At 61.3% G+C, this 26409-nt stretch carries 22 protein-coding genes and 1 tRNA gene; 4 read left to right on the top strand and 19 right to left on the bottom strand.

The features are described from left to right. From MHM88_RS22535 to rpsL, 4 genes are all read right to left on the bottom strand, one after another. The coding region (locus tag MHM88_RS22535; protein WP_239368992.1) for a GTP-binding protein at window positions 1–120 on the bottom strand (120 nt) is incomplete at its 3' end. 62 nt (window positions 121–182) lie between these two features. Continuing rightward, window positions 183–2300: an elongation factor G gene (gene fusA, locus MHM88_RS22530; RefSeq protein WP_239369193.1), complete on the bottom strand. Its 2118-nt coding sequence runs from the start codon at window positions 2298–2300 to the stop codon at window positions 183–185. A gap of 20 nt (window positions 2301–2320) precedes the next feature. Beyond that, window positions 2321–2791: a 30S ribosomal protein S7 gene (gene rpsG, locus MHM88_RS22525; protein WP_239325784.1), complete on the bottom strand. Its 471-nt coding sequence runs from the start codon at window positions 2789–2791 to the stop codon at window positions 2321–2323. A gap of 18 nt (window positions 2792–2809) precedes the next feature. Beyond that, window positions 2810–3181, bottom strand: coding sequence for a 30S ribosomal protein S12 (gene rpsL, locus MHM88_RS22520; RefSeq protein ID WP_005621086.1), 372 nt, complete (start codon window positions 3179–3181; stop codon window positions 2810–2812). A gap of 366 nt (window positions 3182–3547) precedes the next feature. On the opposite strand from rpsL, the gene MHM88_RS22515 reads away from it, so the two are divergent. Next, window positions 3548–4354: a putative rhamnosyl transferase gene (locus tag MHM88_RS22515; RefSeq protein ID WP_239369191.1), complete on the top strand. Its 807-nt coding sequence runs from the start codon at window positions 3548–3550 to the stop codon at window positions 4352–4354. On the opposite strand, the gene MHM88_RS22510 is transcribed toward MHM88_RS22515, so the two are convergent. The 13 genes from MHM88_RS22510 to secE all read right to left on the bottom strand — a co-directional run bounded on the left by MHM88_RS22510 (window position 4333) and on the right by secE (window position 21804). After that, window positions 4333–5214 carry a DMT family transporter gene (locus tag MHM88_RS22510; RefSeq protein WP_239325789.1) on the bottom strand — a complete coding sequence of 294 codons (882 nt, stop codon included), beginning with the start codon at window positions 5212–5214 and terminating at the stop codon, window positions 4333–4335. The genes MHM88_RS22515 and MHM88_RS22510 overlap by 22 nt on opposite strands. Window position 5215: 1 nt before the next feature. Continuing rightward, window positions 5216–6028, bottom strand: a complete 813-nt coding sequence (locus MHM88_RS22505) for a glycosyltransferase (protein ID WP_239369189.1) — start codon at window positions 6026–6028, stop codon at window positions 5216–5218. Between the two features lie 163 nt (window positions 6029–6191). Further along, window positions 6192–10427: a DNA-directed RNA polymerase subunit beta' gene (gene rpoC, locus MHM88_RS22500; protein ID WP_239325793.1), complete on the bottom strand. Its 4236-nt coding sequence runs from the start codon at window positions 10425–10427 to the stop codon at window positions 6192–6194. A gap of 53 nt (window positions 10428–10480) precedes the next feature. Continuing rightward, window positions 10481–14620 carry a DNA-directed RNA polymerase subunit beta gene (rpoB, locus tag MHM88_RS22495; protein ID WP_239369187.1) on the bottom strand — a complete coding sequence of 1380 codons (4140 nt, stop codon included), beginning with the start codon at window positions 14618–14620 and terminating at the stop codon, window positions 10481–10483. A 295-nt stretch (window positions 14621–14915) separates the two neighbouring features. Then, complete coding sequence (rplL, locus tag MHM88_RS22490; RefSeq protein WP_239325797.1) at window positions 14916–15290, bottom strand: 50S ribosomal protein L7/L12; 375 nt, start codon at window positions 15288–15290, stop codon at window positions 14916–14918. Window positions 15291–15370: 80 nt separating this feature from the next. Next, entirely contained in the window at window positions 15371–15889 is a 519-nt protein-coding gene (rplJ, locus tag MHM88_RS22485; protein ID WP_239325799.1) for a 50S ribosomal protein L10, read from the bottom strand. 313 nt (window positions 15890–16202) lie between these two features. Further along, a complete protein-coding gene (locus MHM88_RS22480; protein ID WP_239369185.1) occupies window positions 16203–17093 on the bottom strand; it encodes a glycosyltransferase family 2 protein in 891 nt (296 codons plus the stop codon). Window positions 17094–17136: 43 nt separating this feature from the next. Continuing rightward, the gene (locus MHM88_RS22475; RefSeq protein WP_239369183.1) at window positions 17137–18093 is read right to left on the bottom strand and encodes a glycosyltransferase family 2 protein; all 957 of its coding nucleotides are present in this window, start codon (window positions 18091–18093) and stop codon (window positions 17137–17139) included. A 149-nt stretch (window positions 18094–18242) separates the two neighbouring features. After that, on the bottom strand, window positions 18243–18941 hold the full coding sequence (rplA, locus tag MHM88_RS22470) for a 50S ribosomal protein L1 (protein WP_239325805.1): 699 nt from the start codon (window positions 18939–18941) through the stop codon (window positions 18243–18245). A 1-nt stretch (window position 18942) separates the two neighbouring features. Continuing rightward, entirely contained in the window at window positions 18943–19368 is a 426-nt protein-coding gene (gene rplK / locus MHM88_RS22465) for a 50S ribosomal protein L11 (RefSeq protein WP_239325807.1), read from the bottom strand. Window positions 19369–19528: 160 nt separating this feature from the next. Next, window positions 19529–20776, bottom strand: a complete 1248-nt coding sequence (locus tag MHM88_RS22460; RefSeq protein ID WP_239369181.1) for a glycosyltransferase family 4 protein — start codon at window positions 20774–20776, stop codon at window positions 19529–19531. Between the two features lie 104 nt (window positions 20777–20880). Next, window positions 20881–21414, bottom strand: coding sequence for a transcription termination/antitermination protein NusG (gene nusG / locus MHM88_RS22455; protein WP_114961806.1), 534 nt, complete (start codon window positions 21412–21414; stop codon window positions 20881–20883). Window positions 21415–21606: 192 nt separating this feature from the next. Then, window positions 21607–21804: a preprotein translocase subunit SecE gene (gene secE / locus MHM88_RS22450; RefSeq protein WP_239325811.1), complete on the bottom strand. Its 198-nt coding sequence runs from the start codon at window positions 21802–21804 to the stop codon at window positions 21607–21609. A 212-nt stretch (window positions 21805–22016) separates the two neighbouring features. Here secE and MHM88_RS22445 point away from each other — a divergent pair, with 212 nt between their 5' ends. From MHM88_RS22445 to MHM88_RS22435, 3 genes are all read left to right on the top strand, one after another. Continuing rightward, window positions 22017–24167 (top strand): tetratricopeptide repeat protein, encoded by a 2151-nt coding sequence (locus MHM88_RS22445; protein ID WP_239369179.1) that lies wholly within the window; start codon window positions 22017–22019, stop codon window positions 24165–24167. 329 nt (window positions 24168–24496) lie between these two features. After that, window positions 24497–25030, top strand: a complete 534-nt coding sequence (locus MHM88_RS22440) for a hypothetical protein (RefSeq protein WP_239369177.1) — start codon at window positions 24497–24499, stop codon at window positions 25028–25030. Continuing rightward, window positions 25030–25254, top strand: coding sequence for a helix-turn-helix transcriptional regulator (locus MHM88_RS22435; protein WP_239369175.1), 225 nt, complete (start codon window positions 25030–25032; stop codon window positions 25252–25254). Before MHM88_RS22440 ends, MHM88_RS22435 begins: the two co-directional genes overlap by 1 nt. Window positions 25255–25558: 304 nt before the next feature. Here the strand turns inward: MHM88_RS22435 and MHM88_RS22430 are convergent. Both MHM88_RS22430 and MHM88_RS22425 read right to left on the bottom strand, forming a co-directional pair. Next, window positions 25559–25634 (bottom strand) — tRNA-Trp (locus tag MHM88_RS22430). A gap of 249 nt (window positions 25635–25883) precedes the next feature. Beyond that, window positions 25884–26409 (bottom strand): EF-Tu/IF-2/RF-3 family GTPase (locus tag MHM88_RS22425; protein ID WP_255734649.1); only part of this gene is annotated, 526 nt, incomplete at its 5' end.

The raw sequence follows: 26409 nt of genomic DNA, 5'->3' as shown, positions 1-26409 counted from the left end.
GCGGAAGTCGCCGAAGTATTTGGTGATTGCTGCGGTCAGCGTGGTTTTACCGTGGTCAACGTGGCCAACGGTGCCGATGTTGACGTGCGGTTTATTACGTTCAAACTTTTCCTTAGCCATGATGGCCTCCTTTTAGCTTTGGGAGGGAGCGCCGCCCCCGGCACTCCCCCAAATCGTCACGCTTACGCGTATTTCGCCTGGATCTCGTCAGAGATGTTCTGCGGGACCGGATCGTAGTGAGAGAACTGCATCGTGAACTGCGCACGGCCCGAGGACATGGAGCGCAGGGTGTTGATGTAGCCAAACATATTCGCCAGCGGCACGTTTGCGTCGATCGCAATGGCGTTGCCGCGCGGCTCCTGGCCGGACACCTGGCCGCGACGGGAGGTCAGATCGCCGATGATACCGCCGGTGTATTCTTCCGGGGTGATCACTTCGACTTTCATGATCGGCTCGAGCAGCTTCGCGCCAGCTTTGCGCATGCCTTCACGCATACACATGCGCGATGCGATCTCAAACGCCAGAACGCTGGAGTCCACGTCGTGGAACTTACCGTCGATCAGGGCAACCTTGAAGTCGATCACGGGGAAGCCAGCGAGCGGGCCGCTGTCCATGACCGAGTTGATGCCCTTTTCAACACCGGGGATGTATTCCTTGGGAACCGAGCCGCCAACGATGCGGGACTCGAAGGAATAGCCTTCACCAGCTTCTGTCGGCGAGATGATCATCTTCACCTCGGCGAACTGACCCGAACCACCCGACTGTTTCTTGTGGGTGTAGGTGTGCTCGACCTCGTGACCAATGGTCTCGCGGTAGGCAACCTGCGGGGCACCGATGTTGGCCTCAACCTTGAACTCGCGCTTCAGACGGTCCACCAGGATGTCCAGGTGAAGTTCGCCCATGCCCTTCATGATGGTCTGACCGGACTCGAGGTCGGTTTCGACGCGGAAGGACGGGTCTTCGGCGGCCAGACGGGCCAGACCCTGGGACATTTTCTCCTGGTCGCCCTTGGTTTTGGGCTCCACGGCAATCTCGATCACCGGATCCGGGAAGGTCATGGTTTCCAGAACCACCGGCTCCTTGGCGTCGCAGAGGGTGTCACCGGTGGTGGTGTCCTTCAGACCCGCCAGCGCGATGATGTCGCCTGCAAACGCTTCTTCGATCTCCTCGCGGTTGTTGGAGTGCATCATCATCATACGACCGATGCGCTCTTTCTTACCCTTGGTGGAGTTCAGGATCGAGTCGCCCTTGTTCATCACGCCGGAGTAGATCCGGGTGAAGGTCAGGGAGCCGACGAAGGGGTCGTTCATGATTTTGAACGCCAGACCGGCAAACGGCATCGAGTCGTCTGCGCGACGCGGAATGTTACGGGTCTCGGTTTCGTCGCCCGGCTTAAAGCCCATGTAATCAACAACGTCGAGCGGGCTCGGCAGATAGTCGATCACGGCGTTCAGCAGCGGCTGCACACCTTTGTTCTTGAACGCAGAACCGCCCAGAACCGGCACGAAGGCCATGTCCAGGGTCCCTTTGCGCAGCAGTTTGCGCAGGGTCGGAACGTCGGGTTCTTCGCCTTCGAGGTAGGCCATCATCGCGTCGTCGTCCATTTCGACGGCCGCTTCGATCATCTTGCCGCGCCATTCGTCCGCCATCTCCTTGAGGGAGTCGCGGATGTCTTCCTGGTACCAGGACGCGCCGAGGTCTTCGCCGCGCCACACCCATTCTTTCATGGTGACGAGGTCGACGAGGCCTTCCAGCTCGTTCTCGGCGCCGATCGGAATACCGACGGGAACGGCGCGGGCGCCGGTGCGGTCTTCGATCATGTTGACGCAGTTGAAGAAGTCAGCGCCGATCTTGTCCATCTTGTTGACGAACACGATGCGCGGAACCTTGTAGCGGTCAGCCTGACGCCACACGGTTTCGGTCTGGGGTTCAACGCCGGCGTTGGCGTCAAGCACGCAGACAGCACCATCGAGAACCGCCAGCGAGCGCTCAACTTCAATGGTGAAGTCAACGTGGCCGGGGGTGTCGATGATGTTCAGACGGTGCTTTTCGGTGTCGGCAGTCTTACCGTCCTCGGTGCGTTCCCAGAAGGTGGTGGTCGCAGCCGAGGTGATGGTGATGCCGCGTTCCTGCTCCTGCTCCATCCAGTCCATGGTGGCTGCACCATCGTGCACCTCACCGATGTTGTGGGATTTGCCGGTGTAAAACAGGATGCGCTCAGAGCAGGTGGTTTTACCTGCATCGATGTGCGCCATGATACCGAAGTTACGGTAGCGGTCTAGCGGATAGTCGCGTGCCATTTGGATGAGCCTCTAAAGAGTTACCAGCGATAGTGCGAGAAGGCTTTGTTTGCCTCAGCCATCTTGTGCGTGTCTTCGCGCTTCTTAACGGCAGTACCCCGGCTTTGTACAGCGTCGAGGAGTTCACCGGCGAGGCGTTCTTCCATTGTGTTCTCGTTGCGACCACGCGCAGCGGTGATCAGCCAGCGGATGGCCAGCGCTTCACGACGCTCGGGGCGGACTTCAACGGGAACCTGGTAGGTTGCACCACCCACACGACGCGAACGGACCTCGACGGAGGGTTTCACGTTGTCGAGGGCCTCGTGGAACACTTCCACGGGCGCGCGCTTGATTTTCGCTTCAACGCGGTCAAAGGCGTTGTAAACGATGCTTTCTGCGACCGATTTCTTACCATCGATCATCAGGTTGTTCATGAATTTGGTGAGAACGCGGTCACCGAACTTGGCGTCGGGCAGAACTTCGCGTTTTTCAGCAGCGTGACGACGGGACATCTATGCTTATCCTTCTTCTTACTTAGGACGCTTCGCGCCGTACTTGGAGCGACGCTGCTTACGGTCTTTGACACCCTGGGTATCCAGAACACCACGCAGGATGTGGTAACGGACACCCGGAAGGTCTTTTACACGACCGCCACGGATCAGAACCACGGAGTGTTCCTGAAGGTTGTGGCTTTCACCCGGGATGTAGGAGATCACTTCGAAACCGTTGGTCAGGCGGACCTTCGCAACTTTCCGCATCGCGGAGTTCGGTTTCTTCGGCGTGGTGGTGTAGACGCGGGTGCAGACGCCGCGCTTCTGCGGGCACTGCTCCAGGTGCATGGATTTGGAGCGTTTTACTTTCGGCTGACGCGGCTTGCGGATCAGCTGTTGGATCGTTGGCATTCCGGTTGGTTCCCCGTTTTGCAACACTATGTCATGCACGCGGACCGGAATGCCCGGAGACGTGCGGCGAATTCATCTGCATCTGCCACATACGCAAACGCAAAAACCGCAAACGTTCCCATTCCGAGGTGAACGTCGCGGTGGGTTTACAGAGGGTCGGGGTGGTAAAAGTGCCCTGACCTTGAGCCACTACAGATATGATATCGGCGTAGGAGGGACTTCTCCCCTGAGCCGGATAGCGCGCGTATATTGAGAGTCGCGAGGGATGTCAACACGTGGCCCGGCGGGCGGGCCTTGCTCAGCACCGGTTGCCCCGGCATAGTCGCAGGCGGTCGAGCAGCGTTTTATTCACAGGAATTGTCAGGAATGCAAGTCATTGGTCTATGCCGGTTTTCCTACCCCGCCATCGGCGGCTTTCAGGTGGAGCACGACAGCATCGCGGACCGCATTGCCTTTCTTTATGCCGAGGCCCGGCTGGAAGAGCGCTTTCGCCTGTTCGAGACGGTCGCCCTGCCCTGCCTGCGGGCGCAGACCGATCCCGATTTCGATCTCATCATAGTCATCGGCGACAGCCTGCCCGCCCACCACCAGGCGCGCCTGCGGGATCTCGTGGCGGGGATGCCGCAGGTCCGCATCGAGACACATCCGCCCCGGCGCCAGCGCGCCGTCATGAAGGACATCCTGAACGCGGCCCGCCGCGACCCCGACGCGCCCTGCCTGCAATTTCGCCATGATGATGATGACGCGGTCTCGGTCGATTTCATCGAACGCCTGCGCGGCACCATTTCGGATTGCCCCGGTCTGGTGGCACGGCACCGCAGCGTGGCGGTGGATTTCAACATGGGCTACGCGGCGGAGTTCGGCGCAGACGGGATCGCCGCGTCAGAGATCCATCGCCCCTATTATGTCGCCGGGCTTGGCATGTATGTGCGCGGCGGCAACAAGGTGACGATCATGAACTTTGCCCATGAAAAGATCCTGCGGTTCATGCCCACGATCACCCTGTCGGACGCGCCGATGTTTGTGCGCGGGCTGCATTCCTCGAACGACTCCCGGCAGAAACCCGTTAAACCCATCCCCGTGACGCCGCTCACCCCCGAACTGGCCGCAGAGTTCGAGGCCCGGTTTGCCATCTCCGAGGCTGAGGTGCGTCAGGTGTTCTCGGCCACCTGACGTTCGCGCAGCAGCGTGAACAGGCCCGCCGCCACCACGATGCCGGCGCCAAGGAGCGTGAGACCCGAGGGAAACTCGCCAAAGACCACCCACCCCAGCAGCAGCGCCCAGACCAGCCCCGTATAGCGCAGCGGCGCCACCGCCGAGACCTCGCCCACGCGGATGGTCATCACCGCCGAGAGATAGGCCAGCAGGATCAGGACCGCCGTGGCGCAGAGCAGGCCCCACTCTCTCAGCCCCACCGGTTGCCAGCTTTCTCCCACCCCCAACCCGATACCAAACAGCATCACGGAAAAGGCCGCCAGAAAGGTCACGGTCAGCGATGGCACCGCGGGCGACATCTTGCGCGTGACCAGGTCGCGCAGGGTCAGCACCGCCACCGCCAGCAGCGCATAGATCGTCGCGGGGCCGAAATCCGCCCCCCCGGGCCGTACGATCAGCAACATCCCGACAAAGCCGACGCCGATCGCCAGGCTGCGGCGCCAGCCGACGCTTTCCCCGAGGAACAGCGCCGCACAGAGCGTGACCGTGAGGGGCAGGATTTGCAGCACCGCCGTCACATTCGCCAGCGGCAGTTGCAGCAGCGCCGACAGAAAGAAGTAGGTCGCCGCCATTTCGGTGGCGCAGCGGGCCAGGACCAGCGCCCAGTCGCGGCGGGAAAAATCGAACCGCAGCGCCCCCATCGCGCGCGCCAGCCCGGCGAGCAGCAGGCTCGCCAGCACGCCGCGGATGGTCACGATCTGCCAAAGGGGAACGGTTTCACCGACCAGTTTCACCAGCGTATCGTTGAAGGTGAAAAAGGCCATGCTGCCCAGCATCAGGAGCGCGCCTTTCTGGTTCGGGCTCAGGGATCCTGTCATGTCAGATCGCTTTCAACGCGCTGAGGCTGAGGCCGAAATGGGCGTGCAGGTCGGCATCGATTTCCGCCTCGCTCTGTCGCGCCGTCAGCCCCATCATCGCCGGGGTGGAATGGTTGTCCCCGTGCACCGTGCGGATAAAGGACGGCACGGATATATCCGAAAACAGCGGATAGTGCTGCGCGAATTTGCGGTGATTGTAGCGATAGGGATTGCCCTTGCCCGACACAGGCCGCACCAGCGCAGTCCCCGCCGAGAGCGGCGCCCGTTCGCAACTGTCCATCACGACGGGCGGCCGCCCCTCCTCGCGAACCAAGTAGAGGCCGCGATTGAACGCCATGGCAAAGGGCGTCTCGACGCTTGTCTGAAGCGGAAGCAGACCCGCAGCCAGCCGCTTGCAGCGGGCCACATAGTCGCGATCCAATGCGTCGTCATCATCCAGACGGAACAGGATACGGTGGCTTTCGCCCTGTTCTGGTATTGCGGCATAGGCCTCTTTCAGGATCTGAAAGTGGTTGTCCGGCGCGAATTGCAGCAGTTTCATATGGGCGTGCGGCGCAAGCAAATCCTGTAGGCGCGTCAATACCGGATGCGGCAGGCGATCAGAGGTCGCCACCACCAGGTGAAACTCAGCATCCCCCTGCCGCACCAGGGATGGCAGGCACAGCTTTTCGAACAGATGCAGCCGCAGTGCCATGCGCTCGGGCGCAAAGATGGCCTCGGCCGCGGTCTCCAGATCCGGGTAGCGATCAGCGTTGAAGGTCGGTGTCAGGAGCGAGAAGCGGATCACGCCGACCATATTGAATGTTGCCGCCATCGCGTTGCCTCTCTCCCCGGCCTTGACCTCCAACAGAAACCACGCCCCCGCCCGCTTGCCAAGGGTCTTGATGCACCGTTTGCCCGGCCCCGCGCGCGCAACGAAAAAGCCCCGCGTCACGGTGGACGCGGGGCTTTCTCAAGTCAGTGACACGAGGTCAGGCTCAGTCGCGGCTTTCCGGGGTTTCCACCAGGAAATCCGCATCTGCTGCATCCTCGTCCATCATCGGCGCCGCAAGCGCTGCTGCCGCTTCGGCCTCTTCGCGACGGGCCTCCAGGACCACATTGTCGCGCGAGGACGCGATATGGCGCACCTGCTGGGTGGCACCGCCCGTACCCGCCGGGATCAGGCGGCCCACGATGACGTTCTCCTTGAGGCCGACCAGCTTGTCCTTCTTGCCCTGCACGGAGGCCTCGGTGAGCACCCGTGTGGTCTCCTGGAAGGAGGCCGCGGAGATGAAGGAGCGGGTCTGCAGCGACGCTTTGGTGATACCAAGAAGGATCGGCTCGCCCTGCGCCGGACGCTTGCCACGGCTGAGCGCCTTCTCGTTGGCGGCGTCGAACTCCTGCTTGTCCACATGTTCGCCCTTGAGGAGCGTGGTCTCGCCGGAGTCGGAGATCTCCCACTTTTGCAGCATCTGGCGAACGATCACCTCGATGTGCTTGTCGTTGATCTTCACGCCTTGCAGACGATAGACGTCCTGAACCTCGTCGATCATGTAGTTCGCCAGCGCTTCGACACCCATGATGGACAGGATGTCATGCGGCGCCGGGTTGCCGTCCATGATGTAGTCGCCCTTCTGAACGAAGTCGCCTTCGACCACCGGGATGTGCTTGCCCTTGGGCACCATGTATTCCACGGCCTCCATGGACTCATCTGCCGGCTCGATGGAGATGCGGCGCTTGTTCTTGTAGTCGCGGCCAAAGCGCACGTAACCATCGATTTCGGCGATGATCGCGTGATCTTTCGGACGACGGGCTTCGAACAGTTCGGCCACACGCGGCAGACCACCGGTAATGTCCTTGGTCTTGGCACCTTCACGCGGGATACGCGCGACAACGTCACCGGTTTCGATCTTCTGACCATCTTCGCAGGACAGGATCGCATCCACCGACATCGGGTAGGTCACCGGGTTGCCCAGGTCGTTGCGGACCGGTTCACCGTCGGCATCCACGAGGATGATTTCCGGCTTCAGGTCAGAACCCTTCGGTGCCGCACGCCAGTCGATCACGATCTTCTGGGTCATGCCGGTGGCATCGTCGGTTTCTTCGCGCACGGCCAGACCGGACACGAGGTCCACGTATTTCGCGGTACCCGGCTTCTCGGCGATGATCGGCAGGGTGTAGGGGTCCCACTCGAACAGCTTGTCGCCGCGTTTGACGTCCTGACCTTCCTTGACGAACAGCTTGGTGCCGTAGCCCAGCTTGTGGCTGGAGCGTTCTTCACCGTGCTCGTCCTGGATGATCAGCTTCATGTTCCGACCGACGGTCAGCACTTCGCCGTTGACGTTGGTGAGCGTGTTCGTGTTCTCGAACACGATCTTGCCCTCCTGGGACGCCTCGAGGAAGGACTGCTGACCACCCTGGGCCACGCCGCCGATGTGGAAGGTCCGCATCGTCAGCTGGGTACCGGGTTCACCGATCGACTGCGCCGCGATGATGCCGACGGCCTCACCGGAGTTGACCATGGTACCGCGCGCAAGGTCACGGCCATAGCACATGGCGCAGACGCCCTCTTCGCTTTCACAGGTCAGCGGGCTGCGGATGCGCATGGACTGAACGCCAGCGTCCTCGATGGCGTCGGCCATACGCTCGTCGATGAGCTGACCTGCGGCAACGAGGATTTCTTCGGTGCCCGGACGCTTGACATCATCTGCCGCCACACGACCCAGCACACGCTCGCCAAGGGAGGCCACAACTTCACCGTCGTTGACCGCGGTTTCCGCCGTGATCGCACGCTCGGTGCCACAGTCGTGCTCGCGCACGATGCAGTCCTGTGCCACGTCCACCAGACGACGGGTCAGGTAACCGGAGTTCGCCGTCTTCAGAGCGGTATCCGACAGACCCTTACGGGCGCCGTGGGTGGAGTTGAAGTACTCCAGAACGGTCAGACCTTCTTTAAAGTTCGAGATAACCGGGGTCTCGATGATGTCGCCGTTCGGCTTTGCCATCAGGCCGCGCATCCCGCCCAGCTGACGCATCTGCGTCACGGAGCCACGCGCACCGGAGTGGGCCATCATGTAGACCGAGTTCGGTTCCATGTCGGAGCCGTCTTCTGCCTTTTTGACCGCCGAGATGGTGGACATCATGGCTTCGGTGAGCTTGTCGTTACACTTCGACCAGGCGTCCACGACTTTGTTGTACTTTTCGCCCTGAGTGATCAGGCCGTCCATGTACTGCTGTTCAAAGTCTTTCACCTGATCGCGGGTGTCGTCGACGATGGTCCACTTGGTATCGGGGATCACCATGTCGTCCTTGCCAAACGAGATGCCCGCCTTGAACGCCTCGCGGAAGCCCATGGTCATGATCTGGTCACAGAAGATCACGGACTCTTTCTGACCGCAGTAACGGTAGACGGTGTCGATGACCTGCTGGACTTCGCGCTTGCGCAGCAGACGGTTGACCAGTTCAAACGGTGCTTTGGCGTTCTTCGGCAGCAGCGCACCAAGACGGGCACGGCCCGGCGTGGTCTCGAACCGCTGGAAGACCTCGTTGCCCTCTTCGTCGATCTGCGGAACCCGCACGGTGACCTTGGAGTGCAGATGCACCTCGCCGGCGTCCAGCGCGTGCTGAACTTCGTTGAGGTTGCCAAAGATCTTGCCTTCGCCCTTCATGCCTTCACGCTCCAGCGTGAGGTAATAGAGGCCCAAGATCATATCCTGCGAGGGAACGATGATCGGCGCGCCGTTTGCAGGCGACAGAACGTTGTTCGTGGACATCATCAGGACGCGCGCTTCCAGCTGGGCCTCAAGGCTCAGCGGAACGTGCACAGCCATCTGGTCACCATCGAAGTCCGCGTTGAACGCCGAACAGACAAGCGGGTGCAGCTGGATCGCTTTGCCTTCGATCAGCGTGGGTTCGAACGCCTGAATACCAAGACGGTGCAGCGTCGGTGCGCGGTTCAGCATCACCGGATGCTCGCGGATCACCTCGTCGAGGATGTCCCAAACTTCCGGACGCTCTTTTTCAACGAGCTTCTTCGCCTGCTTCACGGTGGAGGACAGACCTTTGGCCTCCAGACGCGAGTAGATGAAGGGCTTGAAGAGTTCGAGCGCCATCTTCTTGGGCAAGCCACACTGGTGCAGCTTCAGCTCGGGGCCGGTCACAATGACCGAACGACCGGAGAAGTCGACGCGTTTCCCCAGAAGGTTCTGACGGAAGCGACCCTGCTTACCCTTCAGCATGTCGGAGAGCGACTTCAGCGGGCGTTTGTTGGCACCGGTGATGACGCGACCACGACGGCCGTTGTCGAACAGAGCATCAACGGATTCCTGCAGCATCCGCTTTTCGTTGCGGACGATGATGTCAGGTGCGCGCAGCTCGATCAGACGCTTCAGACGGTTGTTCCGGTTGATCACACGGCGATAGAGGTCGTTGAGGTCGGAGGTCGCAAAACGGCCACCATCCAGCGGAACCAGCGGACGCAGTTCCGGCGGGATGACCGGGATCACGGTCATGATCATCCACTCAGGACGGTTGCCCGACTCGAGGAAGGATTCCACGACTTTCAGACGCTTGATGATCTTCTTGGGCTTCAGCTCGCCGGTGGCCTCGGCCAGTTCGGCGCGCAGGTGCTCGGCTTCTGCCTCAAGGTCGATCGCCGCCAGCATTTCGCGGATCGCCTCCGCACCGATATTGGCGGTGAACGCGTCCATGCCATAGGCGTCTTGCGCGTCCATGTACTCTTCTTCGGTCATCATCTGGCCGTATTGCAGGTCGGTGAGACCCGGCTCGATGACAACGTAGTTTTCGAAGTAGAGTACGCGTTCCAGATCACGCAGGGTCATGTCCAGCATGAGGCCGATCCGGGACGGAAGCGACTTCAGGAACCAGATGTGCGCAACGGGGGCGGCCAGTTCGATGTGGCCCATGCGCTCGCGGCGCACTTTTTGAAGGGTAACTTCAACACCACATTTCTCGCAGACAACGCCGCGATACTTCATGCGCTTATATTTGCCGCAGAGACATTCGTAGTCTTTGATCGGGCCAAAGATACGCGCGCAGAACAGGCCGTCACGCTCGGGCTTGAACGTACGGTAGTTGATGGTTTCCGGCTTTTTGATCTCGCCGTAGGACCACGAGAGGATCCGTTCCGGGCTGGCCAGCGACACCTTGATCTCGTCAAAGACCTTCGGCGGGGTCAGCGGGTTGAACGGGTTATTGGTGATTTCCTGGTTCATTTTGATACCTCAAATCTTGCGGAAGGGGGGACGTGGGGCGAGGGGAAGCCCCCTCACTCCTCAACCTCCGCATCCAGGAGTTCCATGTTCAGGCCGAGGCCACGGACTTCTTTCACCAGAACGTTGAACGATTCCGGCACGCCCGCTTCAAAGTTGTCCTCGCCCTTGACGATCGACTCATAGACCTTGGTCCGGCCAGCGACGTCATCCGACTTCACGGTGAGCATCTCTTGCAGGGTGTAGGCGGCGCCGTAAGCTTCCAGAGCCCAGACCTCCATCTCACCAAAGCGCTGACCACCGAACTGCGCCTTACCACCGAGCGGCTGCTGGGTAACCAGCGAGTACGGACCGGTGGAACGGGCGTGGATTTTGTCATCCACGAGGTGGTGCAGTTTCAAGAGATACTTGATGCCCACGGTCACCGGACGTGCGAACTGCTCACCGGTGCGGCCGTCGAACAGGATCGACTGACCGGACTGGTCAAAGCCCGCGCGCACCAGCGCATCGTTGACGTCATCTTCTTTCGCACCGTCAAAGACCGGCGTTGCGATCGGCACACCACGGGTGACGTTGCCTGCTGCCTCGATGAGCTGGGTTTCGTCCATGGAAGAGATGCCCTCTTCATAGACGTTCTCACCATAGGCCTCGCGCATCGCATCACGCACAGGGGTCAGATCGCCAGTGCGGCGATAGTCCTGCAGTGCGTCGTCGATTTTCAGACCCAGACCGCGTGCGGCCCAACCCATGTGGGTTTCAAGGATCTGACCAACGTTCATACGCGACGGCACGCCGAGCGGGTTAAGGCAGAAGTCCACCGGGGTACCGTCAGAGAGGAACGGCATGTCCTCCATCGGCACCACGCGGGAGATAACACCTTTGTTCCCGTGACGACCGGCCATCTTGTCGCCCGGCTGCAGCTTGCGCTTCACGGCGATGAAGACTTTGACCATCTTCATCACACCCGGGGGCAGATCGTCGCCGCGGCGGACCTTCTCGACCTTGTCCTCGAAACGGGCGTCCAGAGCACGTTTTTGTGCTTCGTACTGCTCGTTCAGAGCCTCAAGGATCTGAGCGTCCTGCTCTTCTTCCAAAGCAAGCATCCACCACTGACCACGGGTCAGCTGGTTGTCCAGCAGATCCTCGTCGATGACGGTGTTGCCACGCACGCCTTTGGGGCCTTTGACGGCAGTTTTGCCGAGCAGCAGATCCCGCAGACGGGCGTAGATGTTGCGGTCCAGAATGCCGAGCTCGTCGTCCCGGTCACGGGCCAGACGTTCGACTTCTTCACGCTCAATCTGCAGCGCACGTTCGTCTTTTTCCACACCGTGGCGGTTGAAGACGCGCACTTCTACGACAGTACCGTAGTCGCCCGGCTTCACACGCAGCGAGGTGTCGCGCACGTCAGAGGCCTTCTCACCAAAGATGGCACGCAGAAGCTTTTCTTCCGGCGTCATCGGGCTTTCGCCCTTCGGTGTGATCTTACCCACGAGGATATCGCCCGGCTCCACATCGGCACCGATGTAGACGATGCCCGCCTCGTCGAGGTTGCGCAGGGCTTCCTCACCGACGTTCGGGATATCGCGGGTGATCTCTTCCGGCCCAAGCTTGGTGTCACGGGCGGCGACTTCGAATTCCTCGATGTGGATCGAGGTGAAGACGTCGTCACGCGCGATACGCTCGGAGATCAGGATGGAGTCCTCGTAGTTGTAACCGTTCCACGGCATAAACGCGACGACCACGTTTTTACCGAGAGCCAGTTCACCCATATCGGTGGAGGGACCATCTGCGATCACCTCGCCCTTTTCGACCTTCTGACCCACTTTCACCAGCGGACGCTGGTTGATGCAGGTGTTCTGGTTCGAGCGCTGGAACTTGCGCATGCGGTAGATGTCCACGCCTGCATCGCCCAGTTCGAGGTCGGAGGTGGCACGGATAACGATACGCTGAGCGTCGATCTGGTCGATCACGCCTGCGCGTTTCGCCATGATCGCCGCGCCAGAGTCGCGCGCCACGATTTCCTCGATGCCGGTGCCGACCAGCGGCGCTTCTGCGCGCAGCAGCGGAACCGCCTGACGTTGCATGTTCGAACCCATCAGAGCGCGGTTGGCGTCGTCGTTTTCCAGGAACGGAATGAGCGAGGCCGCAACCGATACCAACTGTTTCGGCGACACGTCGATCAGGTCGACGCTCTCGTTCGGGGCCAGCGTGTAATCGCCCGACTGACGGGTGGACACGAGGTCGTTCACAAAGCGGTTGTCGTCATCAAGGTTGGCGTTCGCCTGCGCCACGGTGTGACGCATTTCCTCGGTGGCGGACATGTAGTGAACCTCATCGGTCACCTGTCCTTCTTTCACCACGCGATACGGGGTCTCGATGAAGCCGTATTTGTTCACGCGGGCAAAGGTCGCCAGCGAGTTGATCAGACCAATGTTCGGACCTTCCGGCGTTTCAATCGGACACATCCGACCATAGTGGGTCGGGTGAACGTCGCGCACCTCAAAGCCGGCACGCTCGCGGGTCAGACCACCGGGGCCAAGCGCCGAGAGACGGCGTTTGTGGGTGACTTCCGACAGCGGGTTGGTCTGGTCCATGAACTGCGACAGCTGCGAGGAGCCGAAGAATTCGCGCACAGCCGCGGCAGCGGGCTTGGCGTTGATCAGGTCCTGCGGCATCACGGTGTCGATCTCGACAGAGGACATACGCTCCTTGATCGCGCGCTCCATACGCAAGAGACCAACGCGGTACTGGTTCTCCATCAGTTCGCCAACGGAGCGCACACGACGGTTGCCGAGGTGGTCGATGTCGTCGATGTCACCCTTGCCGTCGCGCAGTTCCACCAGCGCCTTGATGCAGGCGACGATGTCTTCTTTGCGCAGGGTCCGCTGGGTGTCTTCGGCATCCAGAGCCAGACGCATGTTCATTTTCACCCGGCCAACGGCAGAGAGATCATAACGCTCGCTGTCGAAGAACAGGGTGTCAAACAGCGCCGAGGCCGCTTCGACGGTGGGCGGCTCGCCCGGACGCATCACGCGGTAGATGTCCATCAGCGCGGTTTCGCGGGACATGTTCTTGTCCTGCGCCATGGTGTTGCGCATGTAGGGACCGACGTTGACGTTGTCGATGTCCAGAACCGGAATGTCGGTGATACCCGCATCCAGCAGTTCCTTGACGGTGCCGCCGATGATGTCGCCGTCCTTGTCAAACTCGAGGGTCAGCTCATCGCCGGCCTCGACGTAGATGGCGCCGTTTTCCTCGTTGATGATGTCCTTGGCGACATATTTGCCAACGATATGCTCAAAGGGCACCAGAAGCTCGGTGATGGTGCCTTCGTCGATCATCTTCTTGACCGCGCGCGGGGTCACTTTCTTGCCCGCTTCGCAGATGATTTCGCCGGTGGCGGCATCCACGAGGTCATAGGTCGGGCGGGTGCCGCGCACACGCTCGGGGAAGAAGGGGGTGACCCAGCCGCGCGACTTCTCAAGCTTGAAGTCGACGGTGTTGTAATAGGCATCCATGATGCCTTCCTGGTCGAGACCCAGCGCATAGAGAAGCGTGGTCACCGGCAGCTTGCGGCGACGGTCGATGCGGGCAAAGACGATGTCTTTGGCGTCGAATTCGAAATCGAGCCAGGAGCCGCGATACGGGATGATGCGGCAGGCAAACAGCAGTTTGCCGGAAGAGTGGGTCTTGCCCTTGTCGTGGTCGAAGAACACACCCGGTGAGCGGTGCATCTGGGACACGATCACACGTTCGGTGCCGTTCACGATGAACGTCCCGTTCGGGGTCATCAGGGGCATATCGCCCATAAAGACATCCTGTTCCTTGATGTCTTTTACCGATTTCGCGCCGGTGTCCTCGTCGACATCGAACACGATCAGACGCAGGGTGACCTTCAGCGGGGCCGAATAGGTCATGTCGCGCTGCATGCATTCGTCGACGTCGTATTTGGGACGCTCAAGCGCGTAGCTCACGAACTCCAGAACGGAGGTTTCGTTGAAATCCTTGATCGGGAAAACCGATTGGAACACCCCCTTGATGCCCTCGCCGTCAAGCGGCTGAGGTTCATCACCGGAGCGCAGGAAAAGATCGTAGGAAGATTTCTGGACCTCGATGAGGTTCGGCATGTCCAGCACTTCGCGGATCTTGCCGTAATATTTGCGAAGACGTTTCTGGCCAAGGAACGTTTGAGCCATGTCAGATGTCACCTTTCAGAGTTCTCAACACACAAGGATGCCGCCGGGCCCCGGCACCTCGTCCGTCAGAGACAGCGTGGTCTGGATCAATTCATGGCCACCGTCCCGAATGGCGACCTCCCGATCCAGCGAACCTCGCCTGAAAAAAGGGCCCACCCGGGTCAGGTGAAAAAGGCCCCTTTCTGAGACAGGTTCAGCCGGACCCGGGTTTCCCCGGATCCAGCCAAATGATGTGAGGCCTATAGAGCAGATATCCTGATCGGAAATCCAGCCCGAATGTCCTCTATCGCGGTGCTTAGGCCAGCTCGACTTCGGCGCCAGCTGCTTCCAGCTTGCCTTTGATGTCTTCGGCTTCGGCTTTGTCCACGCCTTCTTTGATCTTGCCGCCGGCTTCAACGAGCTCTTTGGCTTCTTTGAGGCCCAGGCCGGTGATGCCGCGGACTTCTTTGATGACGTTGATTTTGGACGCGCCGGCGTTCTTCAGAACGACGTCGAATTCGGTTTTCTCTTCCTCAGCAGCAGCTTCGCCGCCTGCCGGGCCCGCCATCACAACAGCGCCGCCAGCTGCGGGCTCGATGCCGTACTCGTCTTTGAGGATGGTTTTCAGTTCTTGTGCTTCCAGCAGGGTCAGACCAACGATGCTTTCCGCGAGTGCTTTCAGATCAGCCATTTTATCAGCTCTTTCCGTTTACAGATGTGTGTTCCAACGTGGGTGAGTTCACCCTACGCCAGTCAATAAGTGCCAACCGCTTACGCAGCTTCCGCCTTCTCTTCGATGGTCGAAAGGATGCTTGCGATGTTGCTTGCAGGTGCGCCAATCGCGCCGGCGATGTTGGAAGCGGGTGCGCCGAGCATGCCGGTGATCTGAGCAATGAGCTCATCACGGGAGGGCATTTTCGACACGGCTTCAACGCCTGCACGGTCCAGAGCGTTCTCGCCCATTGCACCGCCGAGGATCTCAAACTTCTTGTTATCCTTGGCGAAGTCCTCGGCCACCTTGGCTGCTGCCACGGGGTCCTCGGAATAGGTCAGAACGGTCATCCCTGTCAGCAGGTCAGACATGCTTTCACACGGCTTACCCTCGAGGGCGATTTTGGCGAGCCTGTTTTTGGCAACACGCACGGAGCCACCCGCGTCACGAGCACGTGCGCGAAGGTCCTGCATCTCGGCAACTGTCAGACCGGTGTAGTGGGCAACGACCACCACGCCAGAGCTTTCGAAGATCTGGCCGAGTTCCTCGACCACTTTCTCTTTCTGGGCTCTATCCACAGTTCTCTCCAAGTTAGGGGCAGATGCCCCGGCTCATTTTCTGCCGCACCCCGAAAGGCACGGCGGTCAAGTCCGTTTTACGGGGTTTCAGCCAAAGTCGCCCGAGAGTAGGAAACTCTCGATCTATCATTGGTCTTACCCGTCTCAGGAGGGAAATTAAGGCCTGATCGACCGGCCACCCACCATCTTGGACGAAAAGGCACAAAGCGCGCGACGAATCGCACGCTTTGCACCGTGGGAGTTCTATAGTCCTGCCAACACGGATTTCCAACCCCTTAATTGGGCGGAAAGGCACGGCACGGATGCCACGCACTTAGGACAAGGCAAGCTCAGAAAGCGGCGGATACGCGGTGTCCACCTCCAACAAGCGGCCGCGGGAGGCCAGCAAATTCACCTGACGGGCATTGAGATAATGCATCCGTATGTAGAAGTCGCGAAGCCCCTCCTCATCCCCGGCCTCCAAGAACTCCTGCAGCGCCTTGAGTATCTCGTTGCGTCGGTTGCGGGCTTGCGCACCCACACGATAATCGAGCTTGCGGCGCCAGACATCATAATCGTCGCCATAGTAATGGAGGATACCGACGCCGTCTTCTGCAGTGATTTTCTGGTCGACGATCCGCTTGCCATCCTCGCCGACCAGCCAGTGCGGATGAAACCGCTTGGAGGGGAGGCCCGTTCGGACAACACTTTTGCCCACTGTGTGCCCGATCAGCCCCCGGTTCGGCTCCATGTAACAAGAGAACTCCCGGTAGATGCGCCGCGACAGACCGGGCCACATGGGGAGCCGGAACTGATCGCAGGCCTCTGCGGCGTCGTCGCGCCTCACATGTTCTGCCACCCCCATCAGGATGCTGCGGACATCCGTCGACTGCCGGGCGAGCAGATCTGACAAGCGACCATCGCGGCAAAAGACCAGCTCATCCCCGTCAAGGTTCACAACCCAGTCGCTGGTCGCCCGCTGATAGAGGTAGCGCATCGCATTGTTCTGACGCCGGGTGAAATGCTCCGCTTTGCCAATGCCGCACGCCTGCCAGAAGGCCTCCGTCGCAGGGTGAATATCCAGCGCGGGGATCCCCTCCAATCGCGGGATGGCCGGATCATCCGGATCGTCGAACACAAGATGCATGCGCTCTGCTCCCGCCGCGAGATGCCACGCGATGAAACGCTCCAGCACCGGCCAAGGCTCCCTGAGGATCGCGACCACCGACCAAGTTGTCATGTTTTACCCTCCCAGCATCACGCCGCGCCTAAAGCTTCGCCCCCAATGCGCCCAGATCCGCAAGCGACACCCCAAAGTGCTGCTGCATGGCCGCATCTATATTCATGTTCAACGTCAGGAGCACCCCATGCGCCTCCATACGCTTCAGGCGATCAGACGTCGAACAGTGAATACGAGAATGCAAATCCCGCAGCGCCTCATCCGGAGCGCTACATGCCAGCGCCGATGCGACCCGCTCCGTCAGCCCGTCCGTAAATCCGCGCGAACCAGAACGCCAGTCAAGCTTCTGACGCCAGACGTCATAGTCTGCCCCGATCATGTGGAGCAGGTAGGCATCATGCTCGGGCCTCAACACCATCTCGTCGGCACCCCCCGGGCGCAATCCGCGGGGCCAATGCTGGCGCAGAGCCAGGCCGTTGATGCCGCAGCGCACCAGAGATTTGCCGTGCGAATGCCCCACCAGCCCCTCGCGCCGCGGCCCGAACAAAGGGGCATCCTCGCCATAGACCGCGCGTCGCACCGCGCGCCCCATCGGCAGGCGAAAATGCAGCGGCGCATCCACCCCCTCGACCAAGACCCGCTCCGCCGTGCGCACACGCACAGAGATCTTGCCCGCCGGCACCGCCGCCAACACCGATGCAACCGAGCCCCCGTCCACAAAAAGGAATTCATCCGCATCCACATTCAGCAGCCAGCCGTCCGCATACTGCCGATAGACCCAGGTCAGGGCCGCATTCTGGCGGGTAACGAAGGTCTCCGAGGGCGACAGCCCGAGCTGCGCCCAAAACGCTGGCGTGCAGGGGATGCAGCGGATGCGGAGATGCGGCGACAGCACCTCCAGCGCCGGGTCCTGCGGATCGTCGAAACAGATGACCAGCTCATCGGCGCCCTGCGCGAGGTACCAGGCGCAGAACTTCAGCACCTCGGCGAGGGGTTCGTTCATGATCGCCCCGACCCGCCAGACCGGCATCATGGTCTCTGCCATTCCCGCGCCTTCCCCATTGCTCCCGGCTTTCTGCCATCCCTAGCGCCCGCGCCAGCGGCCACGATCTGCATGTGCTTAGCCCGCGATCATGGACAAAAAAAGGCGGCACCGCAGCGCCGCCTTTCTTTTCGATCATGGAAGGGGTCCGATTACTCGGAAACCGCGCCTTCCACGTCAACGGTCACGCCCGGGCCCATGGTGGAGGACAGAGCGATTTTCTTCATGTAGGTGCCTTTGGCGCCCGAGGGCTTTGCCTTGGACACGGCAGAGATGAAGGCACGCACGTTTTCGACCAGCTTGGCTTCGTCGAAGGATGCTTTGCCAACACCGGCGTGCACAACGCCGCCTTTTTCAGCTTTGAACTGGACTTCGCCACCCTTGGCTGCTTCCACGGCCGCTTTCACGTCCATGGTCACGGTGCCGACCTTGGGGTTCGGCATCAGGTTGCGCGGGCCGAGGATCTTACCCAGACGGCCGACGACGGGCATCATGTCCGGGGTTGCGATGCAGCGGTCAAATTCGATGGTGCCGCCCTGGATGGTTTCCATCAGGTCTTCTGCGCCAACGATGTCTGCGCCAGCGGCCTGAGCTTCTTCAGCTTTGGGGCCACGTGCGAACACGGCAACACGCATGGTTTTGCCGGTGCCGTTGGGCAGGCCAACAACGCCGCGAACCATCTGGTCTGCGTGACGGGTGTCAACACCGAGGTTCATCGCGATTTCGACGGTCTCGTCGAATTTGGTGTTGGCGTTTGCCTTCACCAGTGCGACGGCTTCCTCAACGGTGAGGTTCGATTTGCCAGCGAAGGCTTCGCGCGCTGCGCGGGTACGTTTACCGAGCTTTGCCATCTTACTTCACCTCGATGCCCATGGAGCGGGCGGAGCCCAGGATGATCTGCATCGCGGCGTCGATGTCGTTCGCGTTCAGATCTTTCATCTTCGCTTCGGCGATCTCTTTCACCTGAGCGGCAGTGACGGTGCCTGCGGTCTCACGGCTCGGGTTGTTCGCGCCGGATTTGATCTTCGCAGCCTTCTTCAGGTAATAAGACGCGGGCGGCGTCTTGATGTCCATGGTGAAGGACTTGTCCTGATAGTAGGTGATCACGGTCGGGCACGGAGCGCCGGGCTCCATTTCCTGCGTCTTGGCGTTGAACGCCTTGCAGAATTCCATGATGTTGATGCCGCGCTGACCCAGCGCCGGACCAACCGGCGGGGACGGGTTTGCCTGACCTGCAGGAACCTGCAGTTTCATCGTACCAGCAAGCTTCTTAGCCATCTGGTTGTCTCCTTTTCAACAGCCTCCGGGCGCGCCCGTCAGCTCTTTTGCGTTGCGTGGTCCGACCCCGTGCGTCGCGACGTCGGGGCCTCCCACAAGAATCACACCCGGTTGAGGAACCGGGCGGATTGGCGGCTGATACGCCCCATTGCTGCGGGAATCAACCCCCGGCGCGGCGCTTTGCTGCATGCTCGGCCGTGCTGCCAGGATCGGGCGCGGCCTTGGCATGCGCCGCCAGCGCGGCGGCGTACCAGCTCTGCGCCACCTGAGACCACGGGAACTCGGTCTCCGCCTTGATCCGCGCCGCTTTCGACAGGGCCTCCGCCCGATCAGGGTGTTGCGTCAGCTGCGTGACCGCCGCGGCCAGATCCCGCACGACCTGGGCTTCGTCCCCTGCCTCGACAAACAGCGCCTCCTCCTCCGTGGCCAGCCCAAGGGGGCCGCCCCAACGCAAGGGGACCACCGGCAGGCCGATGGCCATGCATTCCTGCACGATGATGCCGTTTGCTTCCTTGAGGCTCGGAAACAGGAGCGCGCGGTATTGGCCCAGTGCCTGCGACAGATCCTCATGCGCAAGCCAGCCCGCAAATGTCACCCGCCCAGAAAGGCCGAGATCGCGCGCCAGCGCCTCCAGCTCTGTGCGTTGCGGCCCATCACCGTATAGCGTGAGGCGCGCCTCCTGCGGCGCTTGAGACAGGGCACAAATGGCCAGATCCGCGCCCTTGTAAGGCACCATGCGGCCAATCCAGACAAAATGCGCGGGATTGTCGGCCGGGCGCATGCGCGGGCGCGCGAGGAGGTCATCGCTGAGCCCGGCGTCCCAGACATCCAGCATGCGCCCCTCGGGGCAACCGGCCCAGCCCAGCGCCTCTCGCGTGCGGTCATAGCCCGAGACCAGAACCCGATCCGCGCGGGCAAACTGTCGCGACACCAGTGCCAGCGCTTGTTGCAGCGGTCGATAGACGCGCTGCTGCATCCGCAATCCGCGCCCGGCCAGATGCCGGAACCCCGGAGGATAGAAGATATTGCCCGACAGCGGCCCGATCACATAGCGGTAGCCCTTTGGCGGAAAGCGCTGCTCCACCGGGGAAATCGGGCACAGGTAATGGATCACCACCTGAGCGGGATCAAAGCCGCGACAGATCCGGGCGACCTCGAGATGGAAAAAACTGTTCACAAATCGCGCCAGCCCCGGCGTGCGCCAACAGGCCTTCATCAGGGTGCTGTCACGCACATAGATCACCCGATCCGCCGGCAGCTCTCCGGCCAAGGCGTCGCGGCAGCGTTCGTGGGTAATCAGCGTGGCATCGCGTCCATCTGCCAGCAGCTGCTGCATGTATTGCAGCGCCTTCATCGCCTCCCCGCCCATGGTCAGGGCAGCATTCGTCGACACGACGAGCAGTTTCATGGGCGCGGGCCTCCAATGGGACAAAACAAAATCGGCCCCACTCTAGGGGCCGATCGTCAGGTTCCCAATGGGAATTAAGGATAGCGCGCCGATACTCGCGGCGATCAGGCCTGCTTGGTGACCTGTGTGAAGTCCAGCTCCACCGGGGTTTCGCGACCAAAGATCGACACGGTGACCTTGAGCTTCTGGTTCTCGTCGTCGACGCCCTCGACCATACCGTCGAAATCCTCGAACGGGCCGTCGTTGACCTTGACCTTCTCGCCCACCTCGAAAGAGATCAGCGTGCGCGGTGCCTCGACACCTTCTTCGACGCGGCCCAGGATGCCCTGCACTTCGGCGTCGCGCATCGGCATCGGACGGCCCTGCGGGCCGAGGAAGCCGGTGACGCGGTTGATGGAGGAAATCAGGTGATAGCCCTGATCGGACATCTCCATATGCACCAGCACGTAGCCCGGCATAAAGCGGCGCTCGGTCGAGACTTTCTTGCCCCGACGAATTTCGATCACTTCCTCGGTGGGAACCAGAACCTCGTCGATCTCGTCCTCAAGACCCTGCTCCACGACCGCGGTGCGAATCTGTTCTGCGATTTTCTTTTCGAAGTTCGAAAGAACGCTGACCGAATACCACCGTTTCGCCATGAACCTGCTCGTCCTTCTTGTTCCCTGCGGGCCTTGCCGCGTATCTCCGTGCAGCCTTTGGCTGCGGTCCAACAAAAATCGGCGTGCGAATCGCCGCACGCCTCATCCAGTATCGGCTGACCTATCCCTGTGCGCGGGCAAGATCAAGAGGCAACGGCGCACGGACCGCCATCGCACACTCGGGCAGGCTCCTTAGCCGAACATCCCGAGAATGCCGTTCAGCCCGGTGCGGATCAACAGGTCCACCAGCGCAAAGAACACAGCAGTCAGCGCCGCCATGATGAACACCATGACCGTGGTCAGCAGAACCTCGCGGCGGGTCGGCCAGACAACCTTGCTGACTTCGGCGCGCACCTGCTGGATGAACTGTACGGGATTGATGGTGGCCATCGGGCTCTCACACTCTCTCTTGTCGACTGGAGCGCGATGTAACCGAGCAGCCCGGTAAATTCAAGGCCCCGTCCCGGGAATGCAGGTCGGTTGAGGTCAATTCAATCTTAATTGTTTGGGACGACAGTTTCAGCACCGGCAGGCAGAACCGCCTTCCTGTCCCTCGACAGGTCCGACCGGGGACATAGTGCGCGAACACGAGATTGGATTCCATGACCCTTGCACCCGCTCTGCAGAACGCTGACCTCCTGTCCCAGACCGCTTCGCAAGAAGCCCCCCACAGACCGACCACCCCGCCCCCCATCCAACTGCACCCCGATCCGGAGGCCGACCCGCTGCCCGCGGAGCTGGCCCGCAATCTCTCCATCGTTTATGACGCCGGGCAATACGACGATACCAGTGCCGCCTGCGCCAAACTGCTGACCGCCTATCGCGACTCCGCCTTCCTGTGGACACTGCAAGGCCTGTGCCACCTGCGCCGCCGGGCGTTGAACGATGCGCTAACCTGCCTCAACCGCGCCCGTGAACTGGCGCCGCGCCAGCCCGACGCCTATCTGGGCATGGCGGATGTGTATGTGCAGCAGAATCGCGCCGCAGACGCGGAGACCCATTTCCGCATGGCGCTCAACCTCGACGCCAACCACGTCATGACGCTGAACAGCTTTGCCAATTTCCTGACCGCCTGCGGACGCATCGACGAGGCGGCGCCCCTGCTGGAAGCCGCGGTTCGCCGGGCCCCCGACAACGCGATTCTGCGCTACAATCTGGCCAATGCCAAACGGCACCTGGGCGAGACCGAAATCGCACGCAAACTCTATGAGGAGGCGCTGGAACGCGCCCCGGGGCTGCTCGAAGCGCGCTACAACCTCGGCCAGATGCTCTATCTCGACCGCGCCTACGAGGCGGCGGCCGCACAGTTTGACATCCTGCTGGAGGCCAATCCCGAGGATGACCGCGCCCGGGCCTACAAGCTCTTTGTCACGGCGATGCTGAACGATTTCAGCTGGGTGGACGACTATCAGACCCATCGCCGCCACTTGGGATTGCGCGGCAGTCCGGTGTCGCCCTTCACCGCTCTGGCCCTGGAAGACAACCCGGACCTGTTGCGCCTGCGCACGCAGGCCTACGCCAGCCCGATCTATTGCGCCCGCCTGCCCGCGCCTCCGGACCGGGAGCGCCCCTCGATCCGGCCACCCCGACTGCGCATCGGCTATTTCTCTGCCGACTTCCACAGTCACGCGACCATGTATCTGATGTCTGGTCTTTTGCGCGAACACGACCGCTCCCGTTTTGAGATCCACGCGTTTTCCTACGGGCCGGAGCGCGACGACAGCCAGCAGGCGCTGGCCCGCACCAGTGTCGAACACTTCCATGAGGTTTCTGGTCTGTCGGATCAGGACCTGGTCGCCCTCGCCCGTGAGCAGCAGCTGGACATTGCCATCGACCTCAAGGGGTTCACCGGTGGCACCCGCGCGCCCCTCTTTGCCGAACGGCTGGCGCCGGTGCAGATCTCCTACCTCGGCTATCCCGGCTCTCTGGGCACCCCCGCGATCGACTATGTGATCACCGACAATGTGGTCAGCCCCCCGGGCAGCGAGCGCCACTTCGAAGAACATCTGATCCGCCTGCCCCACAGCTATCAACCCAATGACGACCAGCGCCACATCGCGCCGCGCCAGTTCACCCGCGCGGATTGCGGCCTGCCCGAAGAAGGCTTCATCTTCTGCTGCTTCAACAACAGCTACAAGGTCACCCCGCGCGAGTACGACGTCTGGATGCGCCTGCTGAGTCAGGTCGAGGGCAGCGTCCTGTGGTTGCTCTCCAGTGGTCCGACATCAGAAGCCAATCTGCGCCGCGAGGCCGCCGCCCGTGGCGTCGATCCCGCGCGACTGATTTTTGCCGAACGCATGGCCCAGGATGAGCATCTGGCGCGGCAGAAGGTGGCAGATCTCTTTCTCGACACCTTTACGGTCAATGCCCACACAACCTGCAGCGACGCGCTCTGGGCCGGCCTGCCGGTGCTCACCCTGCCCGGGCGCCAGTTTGCCGCAAGGGTCGGCGCCAGCCTCGTCAGCGCGGCCAACCTGCCGGAACTGATCGCGGACAGCGAGGCAGATTACGAAGACCGCGCATATGCGCTTGCGATGGATCCGGAGCATCTGCTGTCCCTGCGCAGCAAGCTGATGGTGAACCGCCGCATGGCGCCATTGTTTGACAGCGCAGGCTACGCCCGCCATCTGGAAGCCGCCTTCGACGCGGCCTTCGAACGCTGGCGGACCGGCGAAGCGCCGACACATCTGACGCTGCTTGCGAACGACCATGCGCAAAGCGGGCCCGCATCCGCCGTGATCGCCGCCGAATAACTCCGCTGAAACTGGCGCGCCGGTGCATCCCCTATGGACCTGCGCGCCATACACGCCGCGCCCCGGGGGGCTCGCCACCGGGCTCATGCCGGCAGCGCAGCTCATGCGCTGCTGCAACGCGGCGTCGCAACGCCCCATCCTCCGCTCACTCCGCTTCCCCGCCCTCGGGACGACAGGTGCCTGCTGCGCGAACACGTGACCCGCGCGGCAAAGCGCTTAGAGAATGTAGCACGTCAGAAGATCACCCATAGCAGCAATTATTTATCGCAAAACGATAAGAATCAGCCCAAATGCGATAAGCACATATCTACAACGCTATGAGGTTTCACATGGGTGAACATCGCCTGTCCCGCTTGTCCTGGTGGTTGCACCTGCTCTCCACGCTCTTTGTCATCTGCATCGTCGTCGCGGTCATTGTCGTCGGCTTTCTCTTTGCCACCGACCCCGACACCGTCGAACTGACAAGTTTTCAGGTTCCCGCCGGGGTAATCGTGGTCGGACCAGTGTTCTGGCTGGGCTTCGCCTTCAGCCTGATACCCACCGGCTTTGCCATTTGGGCGATCCTGCTGCTGCGCAGGCTGTTTCGCTGCTACATGGAGCGCGAAGTCCTGACCGCCAATTGCGCCACGCTGATCAAGAAAAGCGGCCTGGCCCTGCTGTGCATGGCCACTTCCCGCATCCTGCTCCAGCCGCTCGTCACCGCGTTGATGAGCTGGTCCGCACCGCCGGGCGAACGCGTGCTGGCGCTGGGATTTGGAACGGAGGATCTCAACTTCTTCTTTGTCGCCGGCGTATTGGTGGTGATCGGCTGGGCCATGCATGAGGCCGCAAGCGCCGCAGAAGAAAACAAAGCGTTTGTCTGATGGAAGTCATTGTCAGGCTGGATGTCGTGATGGCGCAGCGCAAGGTCAGAGGGCGCGAACTGGCCAAGGAGATCGGCATCACCGAACAGAACCTGAGCCTTCTGAAGTCTGGCCGCGTCAAAGGGATTCGCTTTGAAACCCTCGCCAAGCTGTGCGCTGCGCTGGAGTGTCAGCCGGGCGACCTGCTCGAAGTGATCGACCCGGCCGCATCAGACCCGCCCTAGGCACTCCCGACCTCCCCGGCACGCCATCCGCTCCGAGAGGCAAGCTGCCGGCACAAGACAACCAAATCGGCTGTACGGGACGATCTGACAGGCTGTTGCCATTGGGTCGCCCCTATCCGTCGCGCTGCTCTTCTGTGACAAGCACCCGTACAGCTCTGCTACCCCTAGGGTGTACGTAGCCCAGACATGGGCCGAGCACGCGCAAAATCGCCTCACCAATGCGTCAGAGACCGCAGGCACTTGCGCCGCCCCCGCAAACGGGGCCTTGGCCAAACGTTGAAACGGCTTTTGTGCGGGAGGATACTGGCAGGGGCAGCAGGGTTCGAACCCGCGACCTACGGTTTTGGAGACCGTCGCTCTACCAACTGAGCTATACCCCTGTAGTGCGGCAGTTCCTATGCCAGACGGGCAGGCTGTGCAAGAGGGAAGTTGGCGTTCCGTGCAGGGAATTTGCCCTCAGCGCATGACGCAGCTCAGTGCGGCACCGGCGACCGGGCAAAACACGTGGCAGGCTTCCTGACAGCAAAAAAAGGCCTCCCGTTGGGAGGCCCTCTCTATTCTCAGATCTTCGCGAGACTTACGCGAGGATCTTCGACACAGTCCGTATGGCGCGTCGATGCGATCCTGGCTTACGCTAGGATCTTCGACACGACGCCGGCGCCGACGGTGCGGCCGCCTTCGCGGATGGCGAAACGCAGACCGTCTTCCATCGCGATCGGGGCGATCAGTTCAACTTCGAACTTCAGGTTGTCGCCCGGCATCACCATCTCGGTGCCTTCCGGCAGGGTCACGGTGCCGGTCACGTCCGTGGTGCGGAAGTAGAACTGCGGACGGTAGTTCGCAAAGAACGGGGTGTGACGGCCGCCTTCTTCTTTGGTCAGAATGTATGCTTCTGCCTCGAATTTGGTGTGCGGGGTCACGGAGCCCGGCTTACACAGAACTTGACCACGCTCAACGCCGTCACGGTCGACACCGCGCAGCAGCGCGCCGATGTTGTCGCCGGCTTCACCACGGTCCAGCAGCTTGCGGAACATTTCCACACCGGTGCAGGTGGTCTTCTTGGTGTCGTGGATGCCGACGATTTCGATTTCGTCGCCAACGTTGATCACGCCACGCTCCACACGGCCGGTCACAACGGTACCGCGGCCGGAGATC

Source organism: Epibacterium sp. MM17-32, from assembly GCF_022348205.1.
Classification (GTDB): domain Bacteria; phylum Pseudomonadota; class Alphaproteobacteria; order Rhodobacterales; family Rhodobacteraceae; genus Epibacterium.
Note: the sequence above shows the minus strand (reverse complement) of the source record. Positions and strands in the feature narration are given on the sequence as shown.